Origin of the sequence: Sulfurovum sp. TSL6 (genome assembly GCF_019972115.1) — a bacterium.
Taxonomy (GTDB): Bacteria; Campylobacterota; Campylobacteria; order Campylobacterales; family Sulfurovaceae; genus Sulfurovum.
Genome location: NZ_BPFJ01000002.1, coordinates 109,378 through 128,865 on the forward strand (window position 1 = coordinate 109,378; position 19,488 = coordinate 128,865).

General features: G+C 36.9%; 19 protein-coding genes. 8 read left to right on the top strand and 11 right to left on the bottom strand.

What is annotated here, in order from left to right:
* The gene (locus tag LDM93_RS05475) at nt 1–2,316 is read left to right on the top strand and encodes a molybdopterin oxidoreductase family protein (RefSeq protein WP_223891157.1); all 2,316 of its coding nucleotides are present in this window, start codon (nt 1–3) and stop codon (nt 2,314–2,316) included.
* On the opposite strand, the gene LDM93_RS05480 is transcribed toward LDM93_RS05475, so the two are convergent.
* Complete coding sequence (locus LDM93_RS05480; RefSeq protein WP_223891158.1) at nt 2,306–3,157, bottom strand: DUF234 domain-containing protein; 852 nt, start codon at nt 3,155–3,157, stop codon at nt 2,306–2,308. The genes LDM93_RS05475 and LDM93_RS05480 overlap by 11 nt on opposite strands.
* Nucleotides 3,158–3,289: 132 nt before the next feature.
* Between LDM93_RS05480 and LDM93_RS11370 the strand changes: the two genes are divergently transcribed.
* The 6 genes from LDM93_RS11370 to LDM93_RS05510 all read left to right on the top strand — a co-directional run bounded on the left by LDM93_RS11370 (nt 3,290) and on the right by LDM93_RS05510 (nt 8,230).
* Entirely contained in the window at nt 3,290–4,024 is a 735-nt protein-coding gene (locus tag LDM93_RS11370) for a helix-turn-helix domain-containing protein (RefSeq protein WP_276571367.1), read from the top strand.
* Nucleotides 4,005–4,706, top strand: a complete 702-nt coding sequence (locus LDM93_RS05490; protein ID WP_223891159.1) for a hypothetical protein — start codon at nt 4,005–4,007, stop codon at nt 4,704–4,706. Before LDM93_RS11370 ends, LDM93_RS05490 begins: the two co-directional genes overlap by 20 nt.
* Nucleotides 4,707–4,805: 99 nt before the next feature.
* A complete protein-coding gene (locus LDM93_RS05495; protein ID WP_223891160.1) occupies nt 4,806–6,113 on the top strand; it encodes an ammonium transporter in 1,308 nt (435 codons plus the stop codon).
* 37 nt (nt 6,114–6,150) lie between these two features.
* Entirely contained in the window at nt 6,151–6,492 is a 342-nt protein-coding gene (locus LDM93_RS05500) for a P-II family nitrogen regulator (protein ID WP_223891161.1), read from the top strand.
* 212 nt (nt 6,493–6,704) lie between these two features.
* The gene (locus tag LDM93_RS05505) at nt 6,705–7,877 is read left to right on the top strand and encodes an ammonium transporter (RefSeq protein ID WP_223891162.1); all 1,173 of its coding nucleotides are present in this window, start codon (nt 6,705–6,707) and stop codon (nt 7,875–7,877) included.
* Nucleotides 7,878–7,888: 11 nt separating this feature from the next.
* Nucleotides 7,889–8,230: a P-II family nitrogen regulator gene (locus LDM93_RS05510; protein ID WP_223891163.1), complete on the top strand. Its 342-nt coding sequence runs from the start codon at nt 7,889–7,891 to the stop codon at nt 8,228–8,230.
* A 35-nt stretch (nt 8,231–8,265) separates the two neighbouring features.
* Here the strand turns inward: LDM93_RS05510 and LDM93_RS05515 are convergent, their stop codons facing one another.
* Together LDM93_RS05515 and hemH are read right to left on the bottom strand one after the other, a co-directional pair.
* On the bottom strand, nt 8,266–8,823 hold the full coding sequence (locus LDM93_RS05515; RefSeq protein WP_223891164.1) for a YigZ family protein: 558 nt from the start codon (nt 8,821–8,823) through the stop codon (nt 8,266–8,268).
* A 12-nt stretch (nt 8,824–8,835) separates the two neighbouring features.
* On the bottom strand, nt 8,836–9,858 hold the full coding sequence (gene hemH, locus LDM93_RS05520; protein WP_223891165.1) for a ferrochelatase: 1,023 nt from the start codon (nt 9,856–9,858) through the stop codon (nt 8,836–8,838).
* A gap of 77 nt (nt 9,859–9,935) precedes the next feature.
* Here hemH and kdsB point away from each other — a divergent pair, with 77 nt between their 5' ends.
* Complete coding sequence (kdsB, locus tag LDM93_RS05525) at nt 9,936–10,655, top strand: 3-deoxy-manno-octulosonate cytidylyltransferase (protein WP_223891166.1); 720 nt, start codon at nt 9,936–9,938, stop codon at nt 10,653–10,655.
* A gap of 34 nt (nt 10,656–10,689) precedes the next feature.
* On the opposite strand, the gene LDM93_RS05530 is transcribed toward kdsB, so the two are convergent.
* Genes LDM93_RS05530 through LDM93_RS05565 form a run of 8 tightly spaced genes read right to left on the bottom strand, consistent with a single transcriptional unit; the run spans nt 10,690 to nt 19,434 of the window.
* Entirely contained in the window at nt 10,690–11,934 is a 1,245-nt protein-coding gene (locus tag LDM93_RS05530) for a type II secretion system F family protein (RefSeq protein WP_223891167.1), read from the bottom strand.
* A gap of 1 nt (nt 11,935) precedes the next feature.
* A complete protein-coding gene (locus LDM93_RS05535; protein WP_223891168.1) occupies nt 11,936–13,675 on the bottom strand; it encodes a GspE/PulE family protein in 1,740 nt (579 codons plus the stop codon).
* A gap of 51 nt (nt 13,676–13,726) precedes the next feature.
* The gene (locus tag LDM93_RS05540; RefSeq protein WP_223891169.1) at nt 13,727–14,464 is read right to left on the bottom strand and encodes a CDC27 family protein; all 738 of its coding nucleotides are present in this window, start codon (nt 14,462–14,464) and stop codon (nt 13,727–13,729) included.
* A complete protein-coding gene (locus tag LDM93_RS05545; RefSeq protein WP_223891170.1) occupies nt 14,457–15,269 on the bottom strand; it encodes an ATP-binding protein in 813 nt (270 codons plus the stop codon). The genes LDM93_RS05540 and LDM93_RS05545 overlap by 8 nt, the downstream gene beginning before the upstream one ends.
* Nucleotides 15,259–16,839 carry a pilus (MSHA type) biogenesis protein MshL gene (gene mshL, locus LDM93_RS05550; RefSeq protein WP_223891171.1) on the bottom strand — a complete coding sequence of 527 codons (1,581 nt, stop codon included), beginning with the start codon at nt 16,837–16,839 and terminating at the stop codon, nt 15,259–15,261. The genes LDM93_RS05545 and mshL overlap by 11 nt, the downstream gene beginning before the upstream one ends.
* Before the next feature lie 5 nt (nt 16,840–16,844).
* Entirely contained in the window at nt 16,845–17,249 is a 405-nt protein-coding gene (locus tag LDM93_RS05555; RefSeq protein ID WP_223891173.1) for a hypothetical protein, read from the bottom strand.
* Complete coding sequence (locus LDM93_RS05560; protein WP_223891175.1) at nt 17,249–17,905, bottom strand: hypothetical protein; 657 nt, start codon at nt 17,903–17,905, stop codon at nt 17,249–17,251. The genes LDM93_RS05555 and LDM93_RS05560 overlap by 1 nt, the downstream gene beginning before the upstream one ends.
* Entirely contained in the window at nt 17,902–19,434 is a 1,533-nt protein-coding gene (locus LDM93_RS05565) for a hypothetical protein (RefSeq protein ID WP_223891176.1), read from the bottom strand. Before LDM93_RS05565 ends, LDM93_RS05560 begins: the two co-directional genes overlap by 4 nt.
* Nucleotides 19,435–19,488 lie beyond the last annotated feature (54 nt).

Consider the following 19,488-nt stretch of genomic DNA (forward strand, 5'->3'; position numbering starts at 1 on the left):
ATGAGCATCATAAAAAAGATAAAAGATTTTCTGGGTACAGATATCAAAGAGGATAAATATGCCTTGGTCGATGATCCTATCTTTGGGAAAGTAGCCAAAAACAAAGCCCCGGATAAATGGGTACGTTCAACCTGTGGATATTGTGGTGTAGGCTGTGGTATGTACATCGGTGTAAAAAACGGTAAAGCCGTTTACTCAAAAGGTGATCCGCTGCATCCTGTGAATATGGGTACACTTTGTCCTAAAGGTCTCAGTGAGCACAAGATGGTCGGAGCGGACTCTCGTGTACATGCTCCCCTCATCAGAAAAAATGGAATGCTTACACCAGCAACATGGGAAGAGACTTTTCAAAAAACCTCTGAGACGTTCAAGCGTATACAAGCAGAGCATGGAAAAGGTGCTGTAGCGGTCATCTCCACTGGTCAATTACTTACCGAAGAGTTCTATACGTTAGGTAAATTTGTTCAACTCGGACTCGAAACCAATAATTACGATGGAAATACCACACTTTGTATGGCTTCTGCCGTCATGGGGTATAAACAGACCTTTGGATCTGATGGCCCGACCGGCTGTTATGAAGACTTTGAAAAAGCAGATGTCATACTGCTTATAGGTGCAAATATCGCAGACAATCATCCCATCTTGAAACTTCATATCGCAAAAAATGAATCAGTCACTGGGAAAAAACCAACCATCATTGTTGTGGATCCGCGTAAATCCAAAACATCCCAGATGGCAGATATCTTTGTCCCTTTGGCGCCAAGGAGTGATCTGGCACTGATCAATGGTTTATGTTACATCATTATGGAACAAGGTTGGGAAGATGAGAAGTTCATTCACTCACGTACCAACGGATATAATGAATTTAAAAAACATATACTGGCGAACTACCCTCCTCAGGAAGTTTCCCAGATCACCGGTATCGAGGTCAAGGAACTCTATCACCTGGCAAAGGTTTACGCTACGGTTGACAAAGCAATGAGTGCATGGACCATGGGCGTCAATCAAAGCAGTATTGGTACAGATACAGTATCTGCTATTTGTAATCTTGCTTTGATCACCGGGAATCTAGGTCGTGAAGGTGCTACACCCATGTCCATTACAGGTCAATGTAATGCTATGGGTACAAGGGAATTCGGATTTACCTCTTCTATCCCTGGGTATAGGAATTATGCGAGTCAAAGTGATAGGAAAGCCTTTGCAGATATTATCAATGTACCTGAAGATCTTATACCTACAGCTAGAGGCTATGCGTATCCTCAAATCATAGATGCCATCAATCGCGGTGAGATCAAAGCTTTATGGGTGGTTGCAACCAATCCTTTAGTCTCTTATCCTGACCAAAATGCTTTACGTTCAGCACTAAAAAAACTGGATATTCTTGTCGTTCAAGATGCCTTTATGTCAGACACTGCCCAAATCGCTGATGTGTTTTTTGCTGCGGCCACCTGGAGCGAAAAAGAGGGGTGTTATACCAACTCTGAAAGACGTTGTAACTATGCTAAAAAAGCTGTAGAACCTTTGGCTGAAAGTAAAGCCGATCTTGACATCGTCAAAGAATTTTCAAAATACTTTGACGGCAAGTACGATCTTCTTTTTAAAGATCTTCATACACCTAGAGATGTATTTAATGAGATTAAAGAAGTGAGTAAGGGTCAACTTTGTGACTATAGCGGTATGGACTACGAACGTATAGAAGAGTTAGGCGGTATACAATGGCCTTGTAATGATAAAGCACCCGATGGGACCAAACGTCTTTATTCTGAAGAGATGGCCTGTAACACAGCTGATGGGAAAGCAAACCTTCTGGCTGTAGACTGGAAACCACTCTCAGAAATGGCATGTGAGGGCTTACCTTTTATGCTCAACACAGGAAGAACCGTAGAACAGTTCCATACAAGAACAAAAACAGGAACCGTAGGTATACTTGATGCTCTAGCGCCCGAAGCATGGGTAGAATTGAGTCCAAAAGATGCACATAAGCTCCAAGTCAACAGCGGTGACCGCATCGCACTTTCAGGGTCACGCGGCCGTGTCGAAGATGTCATCGTAAAAGTAAGTGAAACAGTCAAAGAAGGCCATGTCTTTGTTCCTTTTCATTTCAACGAACAGCTTATTAACAACGTTACCATCCCGGAATTTGATGCCAAATCCTTTGAACCCAATTATAAACAGTGTGCGGTACAACTACACTCAGAAGCCGTACCTGAGGGTATAGTCTATAAAGAGCCCGAAATAACAGGTTACCTAGAAGGCGTGAAAGTCTATAATGAAGAGGTCATAAGTGAGGAAAAAGTTGAGAGTACTAAGACGTAAGTGCTTTCAGATCATTCAGATCAAACAACAGCAGATCATTGTCCTGTGTTTGTAACAGTTCATTTGAAAACCCGCTCTTGGAAAACAGTGCATAGACATCTACGTTTATACCAGATTCCAAGGCTTTGGCTTTGAGCTTGGTCAATTCGTTCTTACACACTTTACGCTCTTTATACTTACACTCTCCCAAGATGATCTTTTTATCCTGACTGACTGCCAGAATGTCAAATTCACTGTGAATATTCCAAAAACTTCCACTATCCACTATCGTATTATGCTCTGCATAATGCTGTATTAAAAGTGCATCACAAAGTTGTTCATAGACCAAAGAACGTAAACGCTCATAGTGTTTCTCAAAGTTCTTTAAAAATGCATCACCTTTCCCTACAGCCAAGTCTTTTTTATAATACATCACAAAACCGAACCAGAAACGCATAAATGGCTGTACAAAACGCAGTTTATCCTGTACACGGTAAGAACGCTGCTCTTTTTTGAGTTTATGTTTGGGATGGTTACGCAACGGAGATTCTCTTGAGGCTTCGATTCTCAGCACATTTAAATCGACCAACTCTTGGACGATCTTCTCTCCCAAAGCCTCACTTACTTTTGCTTTTCTCAGTACAGAATATAGTTTTCCATCCCCTCTGGCCACTGCCATAAGTATTTCACGATACGGACTTTCTAAAAGGTATGAGGGAGAAACAAGTGCTTGAAATTTTGAGAAATTTTGCACAAAATTTGACTCTACCATGGAAAAAACATCATCAAAATAGTCTAGTTCTATATTTTTACCAATACCGCCCAAAATAGAAAAATACTCAACAGCCTGTTCCAGCTCCAAGTAAGAAAAATGTCGGTAAAACCTTTGAAATGATGCTTTGATGAAGTCCCTTTGTACATAAATTAAATTATTTTAACATACTTTTATTTGAATTTTTGTATGATTAATAATTAAACAACACCAAAGAGTATTATGGAAACATTTTTTAGCAAATCAGATAAGATACAACATATCATCAAGAGTTTTACCCTCACAAAGACACTTTTTGTTTCATCCATCATCATCGGTGAAGCGCATACTGGTAAAAAATCACTTGCACGATACCTTTTCCCAGACACCCCTGTAGTTTCGGGTAATGATCAAAAAGAAGTTGAAGATGCACTTGAACATAATGATGAGCTTATCATCACAAATTTTGAAAAGCTCAGTAATCAAAACTCTCTTGATTTTACCAATAAACGTATTATTGCTACAGCAGATTATATGGGTAACTCAGAGCTCATTGATGATCTTTTTGCTTTTATTTATGCTATGCCATCACTGCAAGAGCGTCCTGAAGACATCGAGTATTTAAAAGAGCTGTTCATTAAAGAGGCATGTTCTACTTTAATGATAGAAGAGAATACATTTGAACCTGAGTACATCCCACTAAACCTCACAAAAAATACTAAAAGTCTCAAAAGATCTGTCTATATACACCTGATGAAACAAAGTATGGATACCCAAGACATAGAAGAGATACTTTACCACTATTTACTGAAACACCTTGATGGTAATGATGCATACAGGGAACATCTTGGCTTGTATGAGAGGCCTCTTATAGAAGCGGGGCTTCAAAAATTTGGTTCACAACTGCAACTTTCACAGGTTTTAGGTATAAACAGAAACACACTTAGAAAGAAGATACATGAGCACAACATCGATTGATTTTAAATCTTTTATAGAATGGGACAGCAATCCTTTCATACTTTTCAGTGATCAGGGGAAAATACTCTACCTCAATAACGCTGCAGAGATCTTGTTTGGATATGTCACTAAAAAAGAGCTTTATGATATTGCTTTATCTTATGCGCCTCAGACTTTTGGTTATAAGACTACTGCACTGGCACTGAATTATGATACTTACATATTTCACGCTATTACAGTAGGATATGAGAATGAAGAGCAAATTTCCTTACGCTTATACAACACTCCGCGTATTAAATCAGCGCGTAAAATAGAAAAAGACAAACTCATAACCACAGATATCAACACCTTACTTGAAGCGAACATAGCACTTTTTAGAACAAAGAATTCCAATCCCATTAAGCTTTTAACCGATCAGGATTTACCTGCATTTAAAATAGACCAAAATAATTTTTCCAAACTTATAAGAAAAACACTGAATGCATTTAGAGCTTCTGACTCCATTGATATTTCTCTTAAACTACTCTTTGGTCAGCATGTCATGATAGAAGATAATAAAGTAGCCATCGCACAACTTGCCATACTTGCCAATGGACGTTACGCAGATACAGATGAGGAGATATGTACGCATGCAGAAATAAGTCAGATCAAATGTATTCTTAAAGAACACTCTATTAAACTTGAAATACCTCTTGTTCAATAAGCAACCGGATTGATTAAAAATTAATCAATCCGGTTGCGATAAAAAAAACCCAATCATGTTACTATTGTCTTGTAAAAAATTAATTTAAAAGGAAATAGCATGAAATTAAAACTTTCAGCTCTAATGGCAATGTTTTTGCCAATCTTCGCTTTCGCAGAAGATAAACTGGACACAGGTGATACAGCATGGATGATGGTATCAACAGCATTTGTACTTCTTATGACACCAGCAGGATTGGCACTTTTCTATGGTGGTATGACAAGAAGTAAAAACGTATTGAATACCTATGCAATGGTAATGGGTGCATTTGTACTTGCATTTGTAGTATGGGTCATCGCAGGTTACTCTATCGCATTTGGAACCAATGAAAGCGCTATGCTTCAAAATGTATTTGGTGGATTTGGTGATGTGATGCTTAGTGGTATTAAGTGGACTGATCTTTCTGGTACATACCCTACTTATGTATTTATAGCATTCCAAGGTACATTTGCTGCTATTACTGTAGCTATCGCTTCAGGTTCTGTTATCGGACGTATGAAGTTCTCAACATGGATGGTGATAGTTGCTCTATGGGGTCTTCTTGTTTATGCACCAATAACACACATGGTATGGGGTGGTGACGGTGCACTTCTTTTTGATGCGGGTGCACTTGATTTTGCCGGTGGTACTGTTGTGCATATGAATGGTGGTTTAGCTGGTCTCGTACTTGCGATCTTAGTAGGTAAAAGAGCTGGTTACCCTAAAGTAGCTATGAAACCATATAGTATCCTTCTTACTGCTGTAGGTGCAGCATTATTATGGTTCGGTTGGTATGGATTTAATGGTGGTTCTGCATTTGGTGCAAACGCTATCGCTGGTCTTGCTGTAATGACAACAACGGTTGCAACTGCTGCAGCTGCTGTAACTTGGATGCTACTTGAGTGGTTTGTCTTTAAAAAGCCAACACTTCTTGGTATTGCTTCAGGTATCATTGCCGGTCTTGTTGCGATTACACCTGCTGCTGGTTTTGTAAGCGTTGGTGGAGCATTTATTGTAGGTATCGTTGGTGCTATCATTGCATTCTTCGGTGTTGTAACACTTAAGAAAAAACTTGGTTATGATGATTCTCTTGATGCATTTGGTATCCACTTCTTAGCAGGTCTCTGGGGTGCTCTTGCAACTGGTCTTCTTGCACTTGATGACAAAGATCTTCTCTGGGATGGTCCACTTAAAGAGAGTGGTGACAGAATGGGACAATTCATGGTACAACTTGAATCAGTAGCCGTTGTTGGTCTCTTTACACTTATCGGAACTGTTATTGTTTACTATATCGCTTCAGCGATCACAGGTGGGGCAAGAGTAGATGAAGAAACTGAGTCAACTGGTCTTGATGAAACAATTCACGGTGAAAATGTAGTGAATGCTTAAGGCATTGACTACACTATAATTTATAAAGGATTAAATAATGAAAAAAATTGAAGCAATAATCAAACCATTTAAACTGGAAGATGTAAAAGATGCTCTTGTAGAAGCGGGTATTGAAGGTATGACCGTATCTGAAGTAAAAGGGTACGGAAGACAGCAAGGTCACTCAGAGCTTTACAGAGGTGCTGAATATGTGGTTGAATTTATCCCAAAAATTAAAATTGAAATTGTAGTAAGCTCGGATGCATATGCAGAGACTGCGATTAAAATTATCAACGAATCTGCGAAAACAGGTAAGATCGGTGATGGTAAGATCTTTGTAAGTACGATCGACCATGTTGTTCGTATCAGAACAGATGAAACTGACGCAGACGCACTCTAATCTTTTATAGGAGAGGGAAATGCCTTACGAACTCTAATCTTTATATAGGAGAAGGCATTGTCTTCTCTCTTACCTTATGATTAATTTTTAATCACTTTTATCCTAATTTACTCATCATCATTCTATAAACTGCTTTATTTTCGAACAACAGACACTTTCAATCCCTTCCAATACCCGATACAATACTAGCACTAGAATATAAGGAACTAAATATGGAAATAAATTACGTCCTAGATACCTTCTTCGCGATCTTTGCCATGACCCTCATCATCTTCATGGTGCCAGGCTTTGCAATGCTCGAAGCAGGATTGGTACGAACAAAAAATGTCACTTCTGTTCTGACAGTAAATGTGATGATCTATGCAATAGCTTCTCTGGCTTTTTTACTTATAGGCTATGAACTTGCATTTGGAAGCTGGGATCATCAGGATGGTATGAGCAAATGGGCATTTTTTATGTTTCAAATGGCATTTGTAGGTAAAGTAGTCAATATTATGAGTGGTGGAGTGAGTGAACGTTCTCGTATACTGCCTTTGGCCATATTTACGGTTCTTGTCGGAGCCTTAATCTATCCTATTATTGTAAACCTTACATGGGGAGCAAACTTTTTAGCTGGAACAGCCTTGGATATTTCATCGCTTTCTGACCTTGCAGGGTCAACCGTGATCCATTCTACCGGAGGCTGGGCACTGCTTGCAGCTATCCTCATTATGGGACCTAGACGTGGAAGATACAAAGATAATATAGTCCGTGTTATCCCAGCATCCAACATTCCTTTAGTCACATTGGGAGCTTTATTGCTCTGGATCGGTTGGTTTGGATTTAACGGTGGTTCTGTTGGATCGATCTCATCCAAAGAGAATGCTGATGCCGTTGCACTCACAATCATGAACACCAATACAGCGGGTCTTGCAGGAGCTATCGCAGGCTGGCTGCTGACTTACTTCAGATATAAGAAATTCGATATCACCGTGATACTCAATGGTGCATTAGGCGGGCTTGTCGCAGTCACAGCCGGCCCTGACCAATATGACATTTATACACCTATACTCATTGGTGCAATTGGTGGCGCTTTGGTTGTCTTATTTGTACCTATTTTCGATAAGTTGAGAATGGATGATCCTGTAGGTGCCTTATCTGTGCACTTAGTGAATGGTATCTGGGGTACACTTGCAGTAGGTATTTTTGTAGCAGATGTAAGCATCTGGACACAATTAAAAGGTATACTTGTTGTAGGTATTATTGTTTTTCCACTTTCATGGGTTACAATATATATTATTAACAAAATCTTTGTACTTCGTGCAAATGATGAAGAACAACTAGAGGGAATCGATGCGACAGAATGTGGTATAGAGTCATACCCTGAATTTAAACGTAGTATATAAGGAGATAACAAATGAAAAAAATTGAAGCGATCATCAAACCATTTAAACTGGACGATGTAAAGGATGCTCTTGTAGAACAAGGCATAGAGGGTATGACCGTATCTGAAGTAAAGGGGTATGGAAGACAGCAAGGTCACGCTGAACTCTACAGAGGTGCTGAGTACGTTGTGGAATTTATACCTAAGGTCAAGATAGAGATCATTGTGAGCAGTGATGATTATGCCAATAAAGCGATAGAAGCGATCATGTCTGCTGCAAAAACAGGAAAAATCGGTGATGGTAAGATATTTGTATCTGATATCTCTAAAACGATCCGTATTAGAACAGGAGAGGAAGACGAGGAGGCATTATAGGTACTCAATGCATCCATAATGCGGTCGAAAAGGCTTTATAGGCCTTCTTCTTTCAGCTGTTCAATCTTTGCTTCACTCCCAACTAACTTCCAAACCACTTTATCCACACCAAAATCACGTTCATAATTCGCTAGATCTAATTGTTTAAGTCTATAGAGGGTTTTATCCACTTCATTATAGTTTGTCGAAAATACATAGGTAATTTCTTTTTCGTAAGGGACCATCCTGGCTTCTTTCAGTACATTTTTCACTGCCAAGGCATAGGCTCTTGCCATACCGCCTGTTCCAAGCTTTATACCGCCAAAGTAACGTACTATGAGTACTGCACAGTTGATAAATGCTTCACCACGCAAAACATTCAGTGCCGGTACACCTGCACATCCTTTGGGTTCCCCATCATCAGAAGCATTTTCAACGACTTGATCAAATTCATTGAAATAACGTAAGGCATAGACCACATGATTTGCTTTGGGATGTTCAGCTTTCAGTTCAGCTTGTAAACCTTCATACGCTGAAATAGGTACAAGATGCGTAATGAATTTTGAACGATTTACTTCAGTAGTATATACAGTAGGTGAAGTAACTGTAACCATCAATTGATCATACTATGATGTGATACTTGTATCATCATTGTCTCCCGCTCCACAGCAAAGACAGATACTACAATCAGCACAAGGATACATTGGAGTTGGTTCTTTTGAAACATATTTCACAATTAAATTTACAAATGCATCACTGTCATTCATACATTCAGCTACTCTATAATCATCATATTTAATTTTTTCAGCAATTTCACGATGTTCTATATCCAATTCAAAAAGTGTTTCTGAGTTATCGATGGTGAAGGCTAAAGGATAAATAAGTACTTTACGATTTACTGGATTACGTAACACATCCACCAGGTTAGGTTCTAACCAGGCTGCTGACCCCACTTTAGATTGATAGACTAACTTAACGTCTTTAAAGAAAATACCTTTCACTTCTAAGAGCGTTTTAATGGCACTCACATTAGATTCAACTTGACGTTGATAAGGATCTCCCGCTTTAATAATACTCATAGGTAATCCATGTGCAGACAGGAGTAGATCATATTCACTGCTCTCCCTGTCCCCTATTGCCTTTTCTATCTGAGCTACATTTGCTTGAATGTAATCTATATCATCAAAATATTGACATGTCGACATGGTGATCTTTGGATAATAATCTAAGGCTTTGCATCTTTTGATTATATCTTCATAAGAAGAGAGTGTTGTAGTGGTCGAGTATTGCGGATACATAGGAAATAATATAAGTTCTTCTACCCCATCCTCTTTGCACTGCTTTAAAGCATCTCCGGCAAAAGGAGGGACATAACGCATGGCAGCATAAATTGGCATATCCAATTTACATTTTAGTTTATCAATAAGTTTTTGTGTCAAATCAGATAAAGGGGATTTTCCTCCTAAATGCGTATAGCTCTCTTTGGCATCATCTAGACGTTTAGTTATAATAATTTTACGAACCAATGCACGTGTCACAGGATTTGTTGGTAAAATGTTTTTATCTGAAAACATATTATGTAAAAAAAGTTCTACTTCATCTAAATCATTTGGTCCACCCATGTTGAGAAGAAAGAGTGCTTTGTTCATTGACATCCTTTAAAGTCTTGTATCTTAGCATATAAAGTGTAAAATTCATTAAAGTTATAACATATAAAGGTTAAATTATGATTATTATCCCTGCCCGTATAGGATCGAGCCGCTTCCCCAATAAAGTCTTAGCAGATATTGGAGGATTGCCGATGGTTGTCAGAACAGCTAAGGCTGTCGAAGATATCGATAATGTTGTCATTGCTACAGACTCAAAGGAAGTTATAGACATAGCACGTACACATGGCGTTCAAGCCGTACTCACCTCGGATACACATCAAAGTGGCACCGACCGTATCTACGAAGCAGCACAAAAATTGGAATTGGATGAAAATGAGATCATTATCAATGTACAGGGAGATGAACCTTTTATCGAAACGAATGTCGTTCAAGCCATCTATGATCTGACCAGAAAAAATAAAGAAAATGCACGTATCATGATGAACTCCTGTTACAAAACCATTTCTAATCCGGAAGCGGATGATCCAAATATCGTCAAGGTTGTTACAGATGCCAATGACGTAGCACTCTATTTTTCAAGAGCAAAAGTACCTTACCCAAGAGACCATCATTTTGATGCATACAAGGGACATTTGGGTATCTATGGTTTTACTGTCAAATCATTACGTCAATTTTGTATGCTTGAGCCTGCACCATTGGAGGATATAGAAAAACTAGAACAACTCAGAGCCCTCTATCATGGCTATGAAGTTGCTATGATAGAGGTAAATACAGAAAGTTTTGGTATAGACACGATGGAAGATCTAGAAAAAGCGATTAAGCACCATCGATTATAATAAGATAAACAAAAGAGAAATTTTCTCTTTTGTCCTATTTCACCGCTTTTCCAAGATCCCACATCGGCATAAAGATACCTAAAGCCATAAGTAATACCAACGCTGCTATGAAGAACATCATAATAGGCTCTATATAGGATGAAAGATTATCGATCAAATCCTGGAATCTCATATCATAATATTCAGTCACTTTATCCAGCATGGCATCTAATTGACCACCAGCTTCACCAGCTTTGATCATCTGAAGCAACATATTTTCGTATAGACCGGTCAATTGAAAAGCTTCAGCCAAACTCATACCACGGCCAATGTTTGCATTCACCGTTAACAACTTTTCTTTAATCGCAGCATTATCAACCATACCGACAGCTGTTTCTAACGCTTCAGAAACAGGAATACCTGATTTTACCAACTGACCAAATACCAAATTATATTTATGCATAGTGGAGAGAAAAATCGCTTTATTGATCAGATAGAATCGTGGGTGTATCATCATCTTATCCATCTGATATTTGAAATCTGCATTGTTTTTATAGAAAAATTTCACTGCAAAGACGGAAGCAAGCAACATCAAAAGGATCAGTATCCCATAATTACTGAATGCCCATTCCAGTTTAAGAAGTATTTGCGTTGGCACTGGAAGTTCTGTTTTAAATCTAGAAAAAATATCTTTAAATTTTGGTACAACCACCATAATTAGAATAGTAAATGCAATCCCCATTGCAGCTAATGTAATTAAAGGTGTTCTAATAGCTTTTTTAAATTTTGCTGTATTATCTCTGATCGTTTCAAGTATATCTGCAAGTTTATGGTAAGACTCGGATATATTACCCGTTCTCTCTCCAAGATTTGTCATAGCTATAGCGACATGTCCAAACTCTTCAGTATAGGGCTCTATTGCATCTGAAATACTATTACCTGAATTAATATCTTTATTGATAGTTGCATAGATCTCTTTTAGCTGTTTATTTTCAGTATTTTCTGAAACTTCTAACAAAGTATCATTGATCGGAATACCCGCATCCGTCATAACAGCTATTTGTCGTATCGTTGATATTTTATCATTCAATGGTATCTTGGATTTAAATGATTTTTGAAATCCTGAAAAAAGTGCAGATAAGCTATCTTCAAGAGGAGCCGATGTTTCCATAGCCTTCATCACCATTGTCATAGGGAATTTTTGTTTAGCAAGGTTTATCGCTGCCATTTTATTGACAGCTTTCACTAGCTCTTGCCGCTTTTTACCCTTTTCCATTACTGTTACATTAAAATATTTCATCTTATAACCTCGCTACTCTATAAATTTCTGCAATAGTCGTTTTACCTTCTAATGCTTTATGAACACCATCTTCAAACATCGTAATAAATCCTTCTTCCTCAGCTTGTTGTGTCAATTCCTCTTTAGATGCATTGCTTGCGATCATACGTGACATCGTTTCACTGACAGTCAAAACTTCAGATATCATCTCTCTTCCTGAATATCCGCTAAGTCCACACTCTTTACATCCTTCGCCTATATAAAAAGTAGGATTTTCGGGAAGATATTCTTCTACAGATTTTCTAAGTGCTACATCAAGTACAGCCTCTTTTTTGCAGTGAACACATATTTTACGCACAAGTCTTTGTGCTTGTATAGCAACCAAGGCTCCACTGACCAGATACTCTTCAATACCCATATCTAAAATTCTGGTAACTGCAGAGATAGCATCATTCGTATGCAGTGTCGAGAGAACCAGGTGACCCGTAAGCGCTGCTTGAATGGCAATTCGTAATGTTTCCTTATCCCTAATCTCCCCGATCATAATTTTATCTGGATCCTGTCTGAGTATAGATCTCAGGGCATCTGCAAAACTCAATCCGATACTTGCATTCACATGTACCTGTTGCAATCCACCCATTTGATATTCTACCGGGTCCTCAACGGTGATGATTTTATCTTTTACATCTTTGATCGCATTGAGTGCACCATAAAGTGTGGTCGTTTTACCTGAACCTGTAGGTCCAGTAACAAGTACAATACCATAAGGTACTTTGATCGATTCAGAAAATCTATCATAACAAAATTTACTCATCCCTGCGTCTTCAAGTCTGATCATCGCTTTAGACTTATCCAAGATACGAAGAACGATTGACTCACCAAATATCGTAGGTAATGTCGAAACCCTAAAATCAAAATCTTTTTGTGATATTGTTGTAGAAAATCTACCATCCTGAGGTTTTCTTTTTTCTGCAATATCCAAATTTGAAAGCAATTTCATTCTAGAAGCCAACGGGTTGAAAATATCTCTATCAAATGTAAAGCTTTGACGCAATATACCATCAACACGTACTCTAACGATACAGCTTTTTTCAAGCGCTTCAATATGAATATCACTTGCGCCAACAAAGATAGCTTGTTTTAAGATGACATCAATCATCTTTAGGACAGCAGGTGATTCATCTGCTTTTTCATCTGCTTTACCCTCTTGCGCCAAATCCTTACGAATATCAGCAACCAGTCCTTTAATACTCTCATTTATCTCTAGACGCTGTAAATGCTGATGGATCTGTGATGGTTTTGAAATAGCAATACGTATAGGTTTCTTTGGGAAAAGTCTTTGAATTGCATCTTGGGCTGCCATATCAAGAGGATCATCAAATACAATAAGTACATGTAGATCATTCTCTTCTATAGGAATAACATTATATTTGAGTAATTGACTGTATGAGAGTTTTGAAAACAGTTTCATATCAATTTCAATATCATCCAAATCCACATATTCTACATGTAGTGTTTTTGCCACCTCTTCTATAATAGGAATAATGTTTATTCCCTCTATCTTTTCAAGATGTGACAAGGTGATCACACCTTGCCTTATCTTCTTTGCTAAAAAGATCTCAACCGTATGCAGATCGATCATATCTTCAGCTAAAAGGTTTGCAAAAGATATCTTTTTAGGAGGTCTGCTTTTGACCAGTGTTGAAATTGCATCTTTCGTGATAAGATTTTCTTTAAGCATGATTTCAATGAGTTTTACCATTTACCACTCCCTCCTATACTCATGAAGTATAACATAATACTAAGTTTAGTTTTATAATTTATCATTTTCAATCCGATATAATAACTTTTTAGCCTCTTGAGAATCTGACTGTTTCAGATATGACGTCAAAATAGACAAGGCCTCATTTTTATGACCCAATTTTACCTTTGATTTGACAAAAATAAGTAAACTTTCTTCTTGATTATCATCGAGTTTATTGGCCTCTAATGCCCAAAATTCTGCTTTTTTATAATTACCGTTTTTATAATAACTTTTTGCTAAAAACAGAGCATCGTCAATATCATGGGATTCAAAAAAACGCTTTTCTACATCTTTATACCCTGAAATGCTTGTAGAATCAATGATCTCTAGATGTATTTTCTTACTTATATCACTTTCTTCTTCAACAGGATATTCATTGGTATCATCGAGTATAGGTATATCAACTAGTATATTATCACGTGCTTTCACCACTTTATCCGCCATCTCTATCATATTGTCTTTTACTTCCAACTTATCTAAAGCATCATTAAGCAGTACAGTTTCTTTTACTTCCATTTTCTTAAGCGCTACAGTATCTTCAGACTTTTTATCATCTACAAGAGACTGGGTCTCTTTTGAAGTCTCAAAATATGTTTTCAATGCACTAAAATCTATTTTGAGATTTGTTTTAAACACAATAAGTGAGACAATTAAAACAAAAAGAATACCAGTGCCTATATACCAAGGTTTTAATTTTTTTTTCCTATATTGTCTCCACTGGTCCTCTAATTGTTTGATATCATACATGTATATATCCTAACTTCAGTGCTGCCATTTCAATAATTCGGTCTGATATCTTCGCATAGTTCACTTTTGACGGTTCATGTTTATCATAATATTCACAAATTTCAAAAATTGTAAATAAGAGTTTATTACACTCTCGATAATTACCTTTTGTGTATCTATGTATACGTTTTATATCCTTTGCTTTAATACTATTTGCAATTTCAAAAAGATTCTTTTTTAGAAGTTTTTTATGGATATATGCAGTTTGATCTTCTTTCGTTGCATTTTTAAGTTCGATCACTTCCCATATACGAGATTGAAAATGTTCTTTAGCTATCAGATCTTCATCTTCTGTTTTATGTAAAGAAACCACAAATTTAACTGCACGGCTATCAGAAAGCAGCCGAATCTTTTCCATCATTTCAGGGCTATACATTTGCGCTTCATCCAGTAAAATAATGATCTCTCTTTTACCTCTAAGGTTTTTACAGAAATCAACCAAGGCTGCAAAATTCACTTCCGTGTTGCTGGGCAGATCTTTTTTTGTTAAAACTTTGAATAATTTATGAAAAAACTCTTTTTCATTGATCGCAGGAGTGTCAAAGTAGTGAATCTCTTTTTGGTGTTTCAGTTTTTCCTGGACACGAGTGAGTAAAATACTTTTCCCCGTACCAGGTCTTCCAAAAAGTAAGATCATCTTCAGTGGCTTATTCATGCTATGCTGTAGTTGTTGAAAAGCCGTTACTGAAGAATCTAGATCAATGTAATCGTCAATATCTACCGAATCAACGAATACATTTTTAGCAGCTTCATATCTACTTTTCATTTAACTTTGAATATCCCAAATCTTTTAATGTAACAGACTTAGAATTTTTAACAATATGTGGTGTAATAATAAATACCAACTCTTCTACTGTATTAATTTTCTCTTGACGTTTAAACAAAGCACCTAGCCCTGGAATATCCCCTAACAATGGTATATGATTATCTTTAAATCCTGTTTGACTCGATATGAGTCCTCCAAGTATAGCATGCTCTCCATCTTTGACCTTGATCACAGAAGCGATCTGTTGTTTAACTAAATCCGGCGGGATTGTTCTTGCACCGGCACCTGTTGTAACTGTATCTACCGTATCTGAGATAGATGGGTTGATCTTTAGGGTGATCATGCCGTTACTATCAATTTCAGGTGTAATATCCAGTAAAACTCCAGCAAAGACAGAATCAACAATCTCGCCTTCTGCTGCAACAGCTCCACCACCGCTGCTCGCTGTACTCGAAGACTTTATTTTATAGAAGAGCTCTTGACCCACGCTGATCAGTGCTGGCTGATTGTTGAGTGCCATCACACGAGGACTCGATACAGATTTAACATCTCCCTGTGTTGATAAGAATTTTACAACTTCACTTACATCCGTACTTCCTGTAAGACTTAAGATCTTTGAAGTACTTGGGGCAATCCCAAGTGCATCAGGCGTAAATTCGGTGATACCGGTCTCCGTGTCCCACGTATAACCATTCACGTTTTTTTGCGCTGAGAGCAATGAGTTCACTGTAAGGTTCTGCAGACTGTAAAGTTGAGACCAGTCAACGCCTGTTGTGGTACTGTCATCAAAAGATACACTGAGAATACGTATATCGATCAACACTTGTGATTTGATCTGTTTTGTAAGTTCATGCACATATCTGGCTACCCTGTTGATCTGTCTATCAGTACCTGTCACTGTCACCATCCCAGCTTCAGGATTCACTATAGGGGCTAGAGGGTTGTATTCCCATACCTTACCATCCGGTCCTGTCCATGTCTTACCTGATCTTGTATAATGTGTACTTCCATCAGCTGCACCGATCAATATACGCTGTATCTCTGCTTCAACTGTCTTCCAAAACTGGAACTCATCCGTACTTTCTATCTCTATACCTGTTTTAGACGATGATTGATTATCACCTCCACCACCTGTACCACTGGTAGAATCTTCAGTACCAGCGATCGTTACATTAGAAGTACTGACTCCCTTTCTATGTCCGGAGATATAATGGATTCGGAATGTACGTGTGATCAAGTATGATATCGTAAGCTTGTTTCCTTTTAATGTATAGTTTAAATCATTATCTTTGAGGACCGTATTTAAAAAACCTTTTAAGGTACTGTTTTTTAACTTTACATAATAAAGGTTTTTATTCATACGCAATTTTGCAGCATCATCTTTGACGACCACACTCAATCCACACGTATCGGCAAGATTATCGATCACATCCCCGATCGTCAATTTACTGTCAATAGTCACACTAAATAACTTTGTAGAACAGCTTCCTGCTGAGAGATTATGTGTAAACCCTAACAGCATAGCAAATACTATAAGAAACTTAACCCCTGATGTTTGTACTTTTTTCATTTCTCTTACCTTTCTTCTAACTTAATGAAATTATCTCTCTTTTCATGTAGAAATAATTTCTTAATGTGATTTCCATTTCTAAGTACCACACCGCTTTTACCTATAAATTTCAATGTATACCCCATGATAGTATCATTTAGATTGTACCATGAATCGTTAAGGTAAGCTTTTCCATTTACTATAGCATGTAGTGCTAACTTCTCTTCTTCTTTGACAGGTGTACTAAAGGTTGTACCATTACTCTCTGCTTCCAATCGTACAAAAGGACTTACAGTCGTATCAAGCGTTTCTAGTTCTACACCTTCTCTTTTTTCATGTATACTCATAACCATTTGTTGTATTTGTTCCACAGATAAATCTGCATTCAAAAATACTGTGAATGGTAATAGTAATAAAAGTATCTTTTTCATTAGTGATTTATCCCCCATACTGAGATTTGAATGTTCGCTATGACATTTGATGAATTAGTATCTGAAGTAAAGTCAGTTTGAAAGATATCTGTCACCAGAACATTTTGTTCAAGTTCATTCATGAACTTGACAATATTCTTATATTTACCTTTACATCCTAGACCTATCTCTAACACATGACCAAAATTCCCTTTGTGTTCATCTACATATTTATTGGTGATATATTGTAGGTCTACATTTTGTACTTCTGCTTTACTCGTAATAGAATTTAAGAAGTTCGACCAACTCTTTTTGTTAAATAGCATATCAGAAAGTTTTTCGAGATTTGAGTCTATGAATTTGATCTTGTTTGTAGTATTAACAATCTCTTTCTTCTTATCCACAATATCCTTATCAAACTTTTTAACATAATATTCTCGATCTCCTCCCACGGTAATGGAGTTGAGATAGATGTTATTATCCTTGATACTTTTTTGTATACTTTTTTTACTTCGTTCACTTTTTTTATACATATCTTCTGTATAAGGCAAGAGAAGTTCATAACCAAGGTATGCAATAACAGCTGCCAATCCTAAGATCAATACCCATTTTTCACTCTCTTTTTTAGGAGCAAAATAGATATCCAGTGCTTCTAATTTATCTTCTAAAAATTTCATTTCAATTCCACCTTTAACAGACCTTTATAGTAGCTACTCGCTGGGTCTTTTTGGATTCTTTCAATATCTATTCCGATAATTTCATCAAAATGTGTTTCTGACATATATTTGATCACTTCTGTAAACTTTCTGTCATCTGAACTCACCAAAGACAGCCACACGGTATCATTTTCACTTTTAAGCTGATCTACATTTACTTCAAACTGATCAAGTTCTTTAGCCAATGTATGGAACATACCAGACTTAAGCCGATAATTCACTTTTTTATCATAAATAGAAGTGAGTGTTTTAGTCTTTCCACTATAAGTATCAGTTAATACTTTGATCTTGTCATCCAATACTTTGATCTGGCTTTTCTTCTCACTCAGAATTTTTTTATACTTATTCGATTCAGCTGTGAGTTTATTATTTTCAATCGTTAATGCATATATTTTTGCATCGTTCACATAAGAGCCTACCAGGTACACCAAAGGATATGCCAGACTCAGAGTAATAGCAGCAGCGGTTGAAATAATGAACTGACCACTTGCTCTGTTAACGAAGGATGGTGGCCTTGGGTATGTAGTTAAATTGACTAAAGAAGACTCGTCTTCCATATAATCAAATGAACTTAAAAGCATCAAATATTGTAATTGATCCGTATACCACTCTTCACTTGTTACATTATAGTTGAAATTAAAATCTGATGAGTGCAAGCCTAAATAGTTCTGACTATAATCATCTAACCCTATTATAGGACCTTTTTCACTTCCAATAAACATTTGATCAATACTGTCTAACTCAAATGCTCTCTTTACATAAATAATAATGTCATTTATTGTGATAAAAACTTCAGCAAAAATTTTCATAAAGTTCTGTTGATAGTCACTATTTGTTGTCTTAAGACCTTCTGATTCTAGGACTGTATAAAACTCTTTTTCATCAACTTTTTCACCTATCGACTCACAGTATTTATCATAAATCTGCTCTAAAGAAAACTCTATTGATTTAGAATAAAGATATTGACCATTATTATAAACTGTCACAAAAGCATCATTTTGCGTGAAGTAAACAAAACAATGTGCTTGATTATCTTGTAGTATTTCTTTTTTATAAAGTGATTTATAAAGCAATGGTGCAGGAACGATCAGGTCTATATATTTCGTTTCTTCTTTTAGAGGGAGATAAATCTCATCAAGAGACTCCGGTTCAGCAACAAAGATATGAAATTCTCTCTCTTCTCCTGAAGTTTCAACTTCAATTGAAGAGATAGTATAACTAGTAGCCTGATCCAGGCCTAATTCTTCATACGCTTTGATATCGAGAATATCACCAATATCTTCTTCGGGAATATTTCTACTTATATGTACTGTTGTAGAAATGATATCTTTATTATTCACATAAGATGTAATAAAGTTTGAAGTATTGTAGGTGAGCTTATCTAAAGGTTTAAATAAATCATTTTTAAATGCATAACTTTTGCCTGTGTATGCATTAAGCGTAACAATATTTTTTACAGGTGATTCTGACGAACTTTTTTTCAAAAACATTTTAAACTTCCTTCCTTGTTGAACAATTATATATGTTATAATATTAAAACAATC

Excerpts from the sequence above, each read along its gene's own strand:
- LDM93_RS05505 (WP_223891162.1), top strand. The coding sequence starts at position 6,705 with ATGGAAATAAATTACGTCCTAGATACCTTCTTCGCGATCTTTGCCATG.
- mshL (WP_223891171.1), bottom strand. The coding sequence starts at position 16,839 with ATGAAAAAAGTACAAACATCAGGGGTTAAGTTTCTTATAGTATTTGCT.
- LDM93_RS11370 (WP_276571367.1), top strand. The coding sequence starts at position 3,290 with ATGGAAACATTTTTTAGCAAATCAGATAAGATACAACATATCATCAAG.
- kdsB (WP_223891166.1), top strand. The coding sequence starts at position 9,936 with ATGATTATTATCCCTGCCCGTATAGGATCGAGCCGCTTCCCCAATAAA.
- LDM93_RS05565 (WP_223891176.1), bottom strand. The coding sequence starts at position 19,434 with ATGTTTTTGAAAAAAAGTTCGTCAGAATCACCTGTAAAAAATATTGTT.
- LDM93_RS05510 (WP_223891163.1), top strand. The coding sequence starts at position 7,889 with ATGAAAAAAATTGAAGCGATCATCAAACCATTTAAACTGGACGATGTA.
- LDM93_RS05495 (WP_223891160.1), top strand. The coding sequence starts at position 4,806 with ATGAAATTAAAACTTTCAGCTCTAATGGCAATGTTTTTGCCAATCTTC.
- LDM93_RS05540 (WP_223891169.1), bottom strand. The coding sequence starts at position 14,464 with ATGTATGATATCAAACAATTAGAGGACCAGTGGAGACAATATAGGAAA.
- LDM93_RS05475 (WP_223891157.1), top strand. The coding sequence starts at position 1 with ATGAGCATCATAAAAAAGATAAAAGATTTTCTGGGTACAGATATCAAA.
- LDM93_RS05490 (WP_223891159.1), top strand. The coding sequence starts at position 4,005 with ATGAGCACAACATCGATTGATTTTAAATCTTTTATAGAATGGGACAGC.
- LDM93_RS05515 (WP_223891164.1), bottom strand. The coding sequence starts at position 8,823 with ATGGTTACAGTTACTTCACCTACTGTATATACTACTGAAGTAAATCGT.
- LDM93_RS05500 (WP_223891161.1), top strand. The coding sequence starts at position 6,151 with ATGAAAAAAATTGAAGCAATAATCAAACCATTTAAACTGGAAGATGTA.
- LDM93_RS05535 (WP_223891168.1), bottom strand. The coding sequence starts at position 13,675 with ATGGTAAAACTCATTGAAATCATGCTTAAAGAAAATCTTATCACGAAA.
- LDM93_RS05560 (WP_223891175.1), bottom strand. The coding sequence starts at position 17,905 with ATGAAATTTTTAGAAGATAAATTAGAAGCACTGGATATCTATTTTGCT.
- LDM93_RS05545 (WP_223891170.1), bottom strand. The coding sequence starts at position 15,269 with ATGAAAAGTAGATATGAAGCTGCTAAAAATGTATTCGTTGATTCGGTA.
- LDM93_RS05530 (WP_223891167.1), bottom strand. The coding sequence starts at position 11,934 with ATGAAATATTTTAATGTAACAGTAATGGAAAAGGGTAAAAAGCGGCAA.
- LDM93_RS05555 (WP_223891173.1), bottom strand. The coding sequence starts at position 17,249 with ATGAAAAAGATACTTTTATTACTATTACCATTCACAGTATTTTTGAAT.
- hemH (WP_223891165.1), bottom strand. The coding sequence starts at position 9,858 with ATGAACAAAGCACTCTTTCTTCTCAACATGGGTGGACCAAATGATTTA.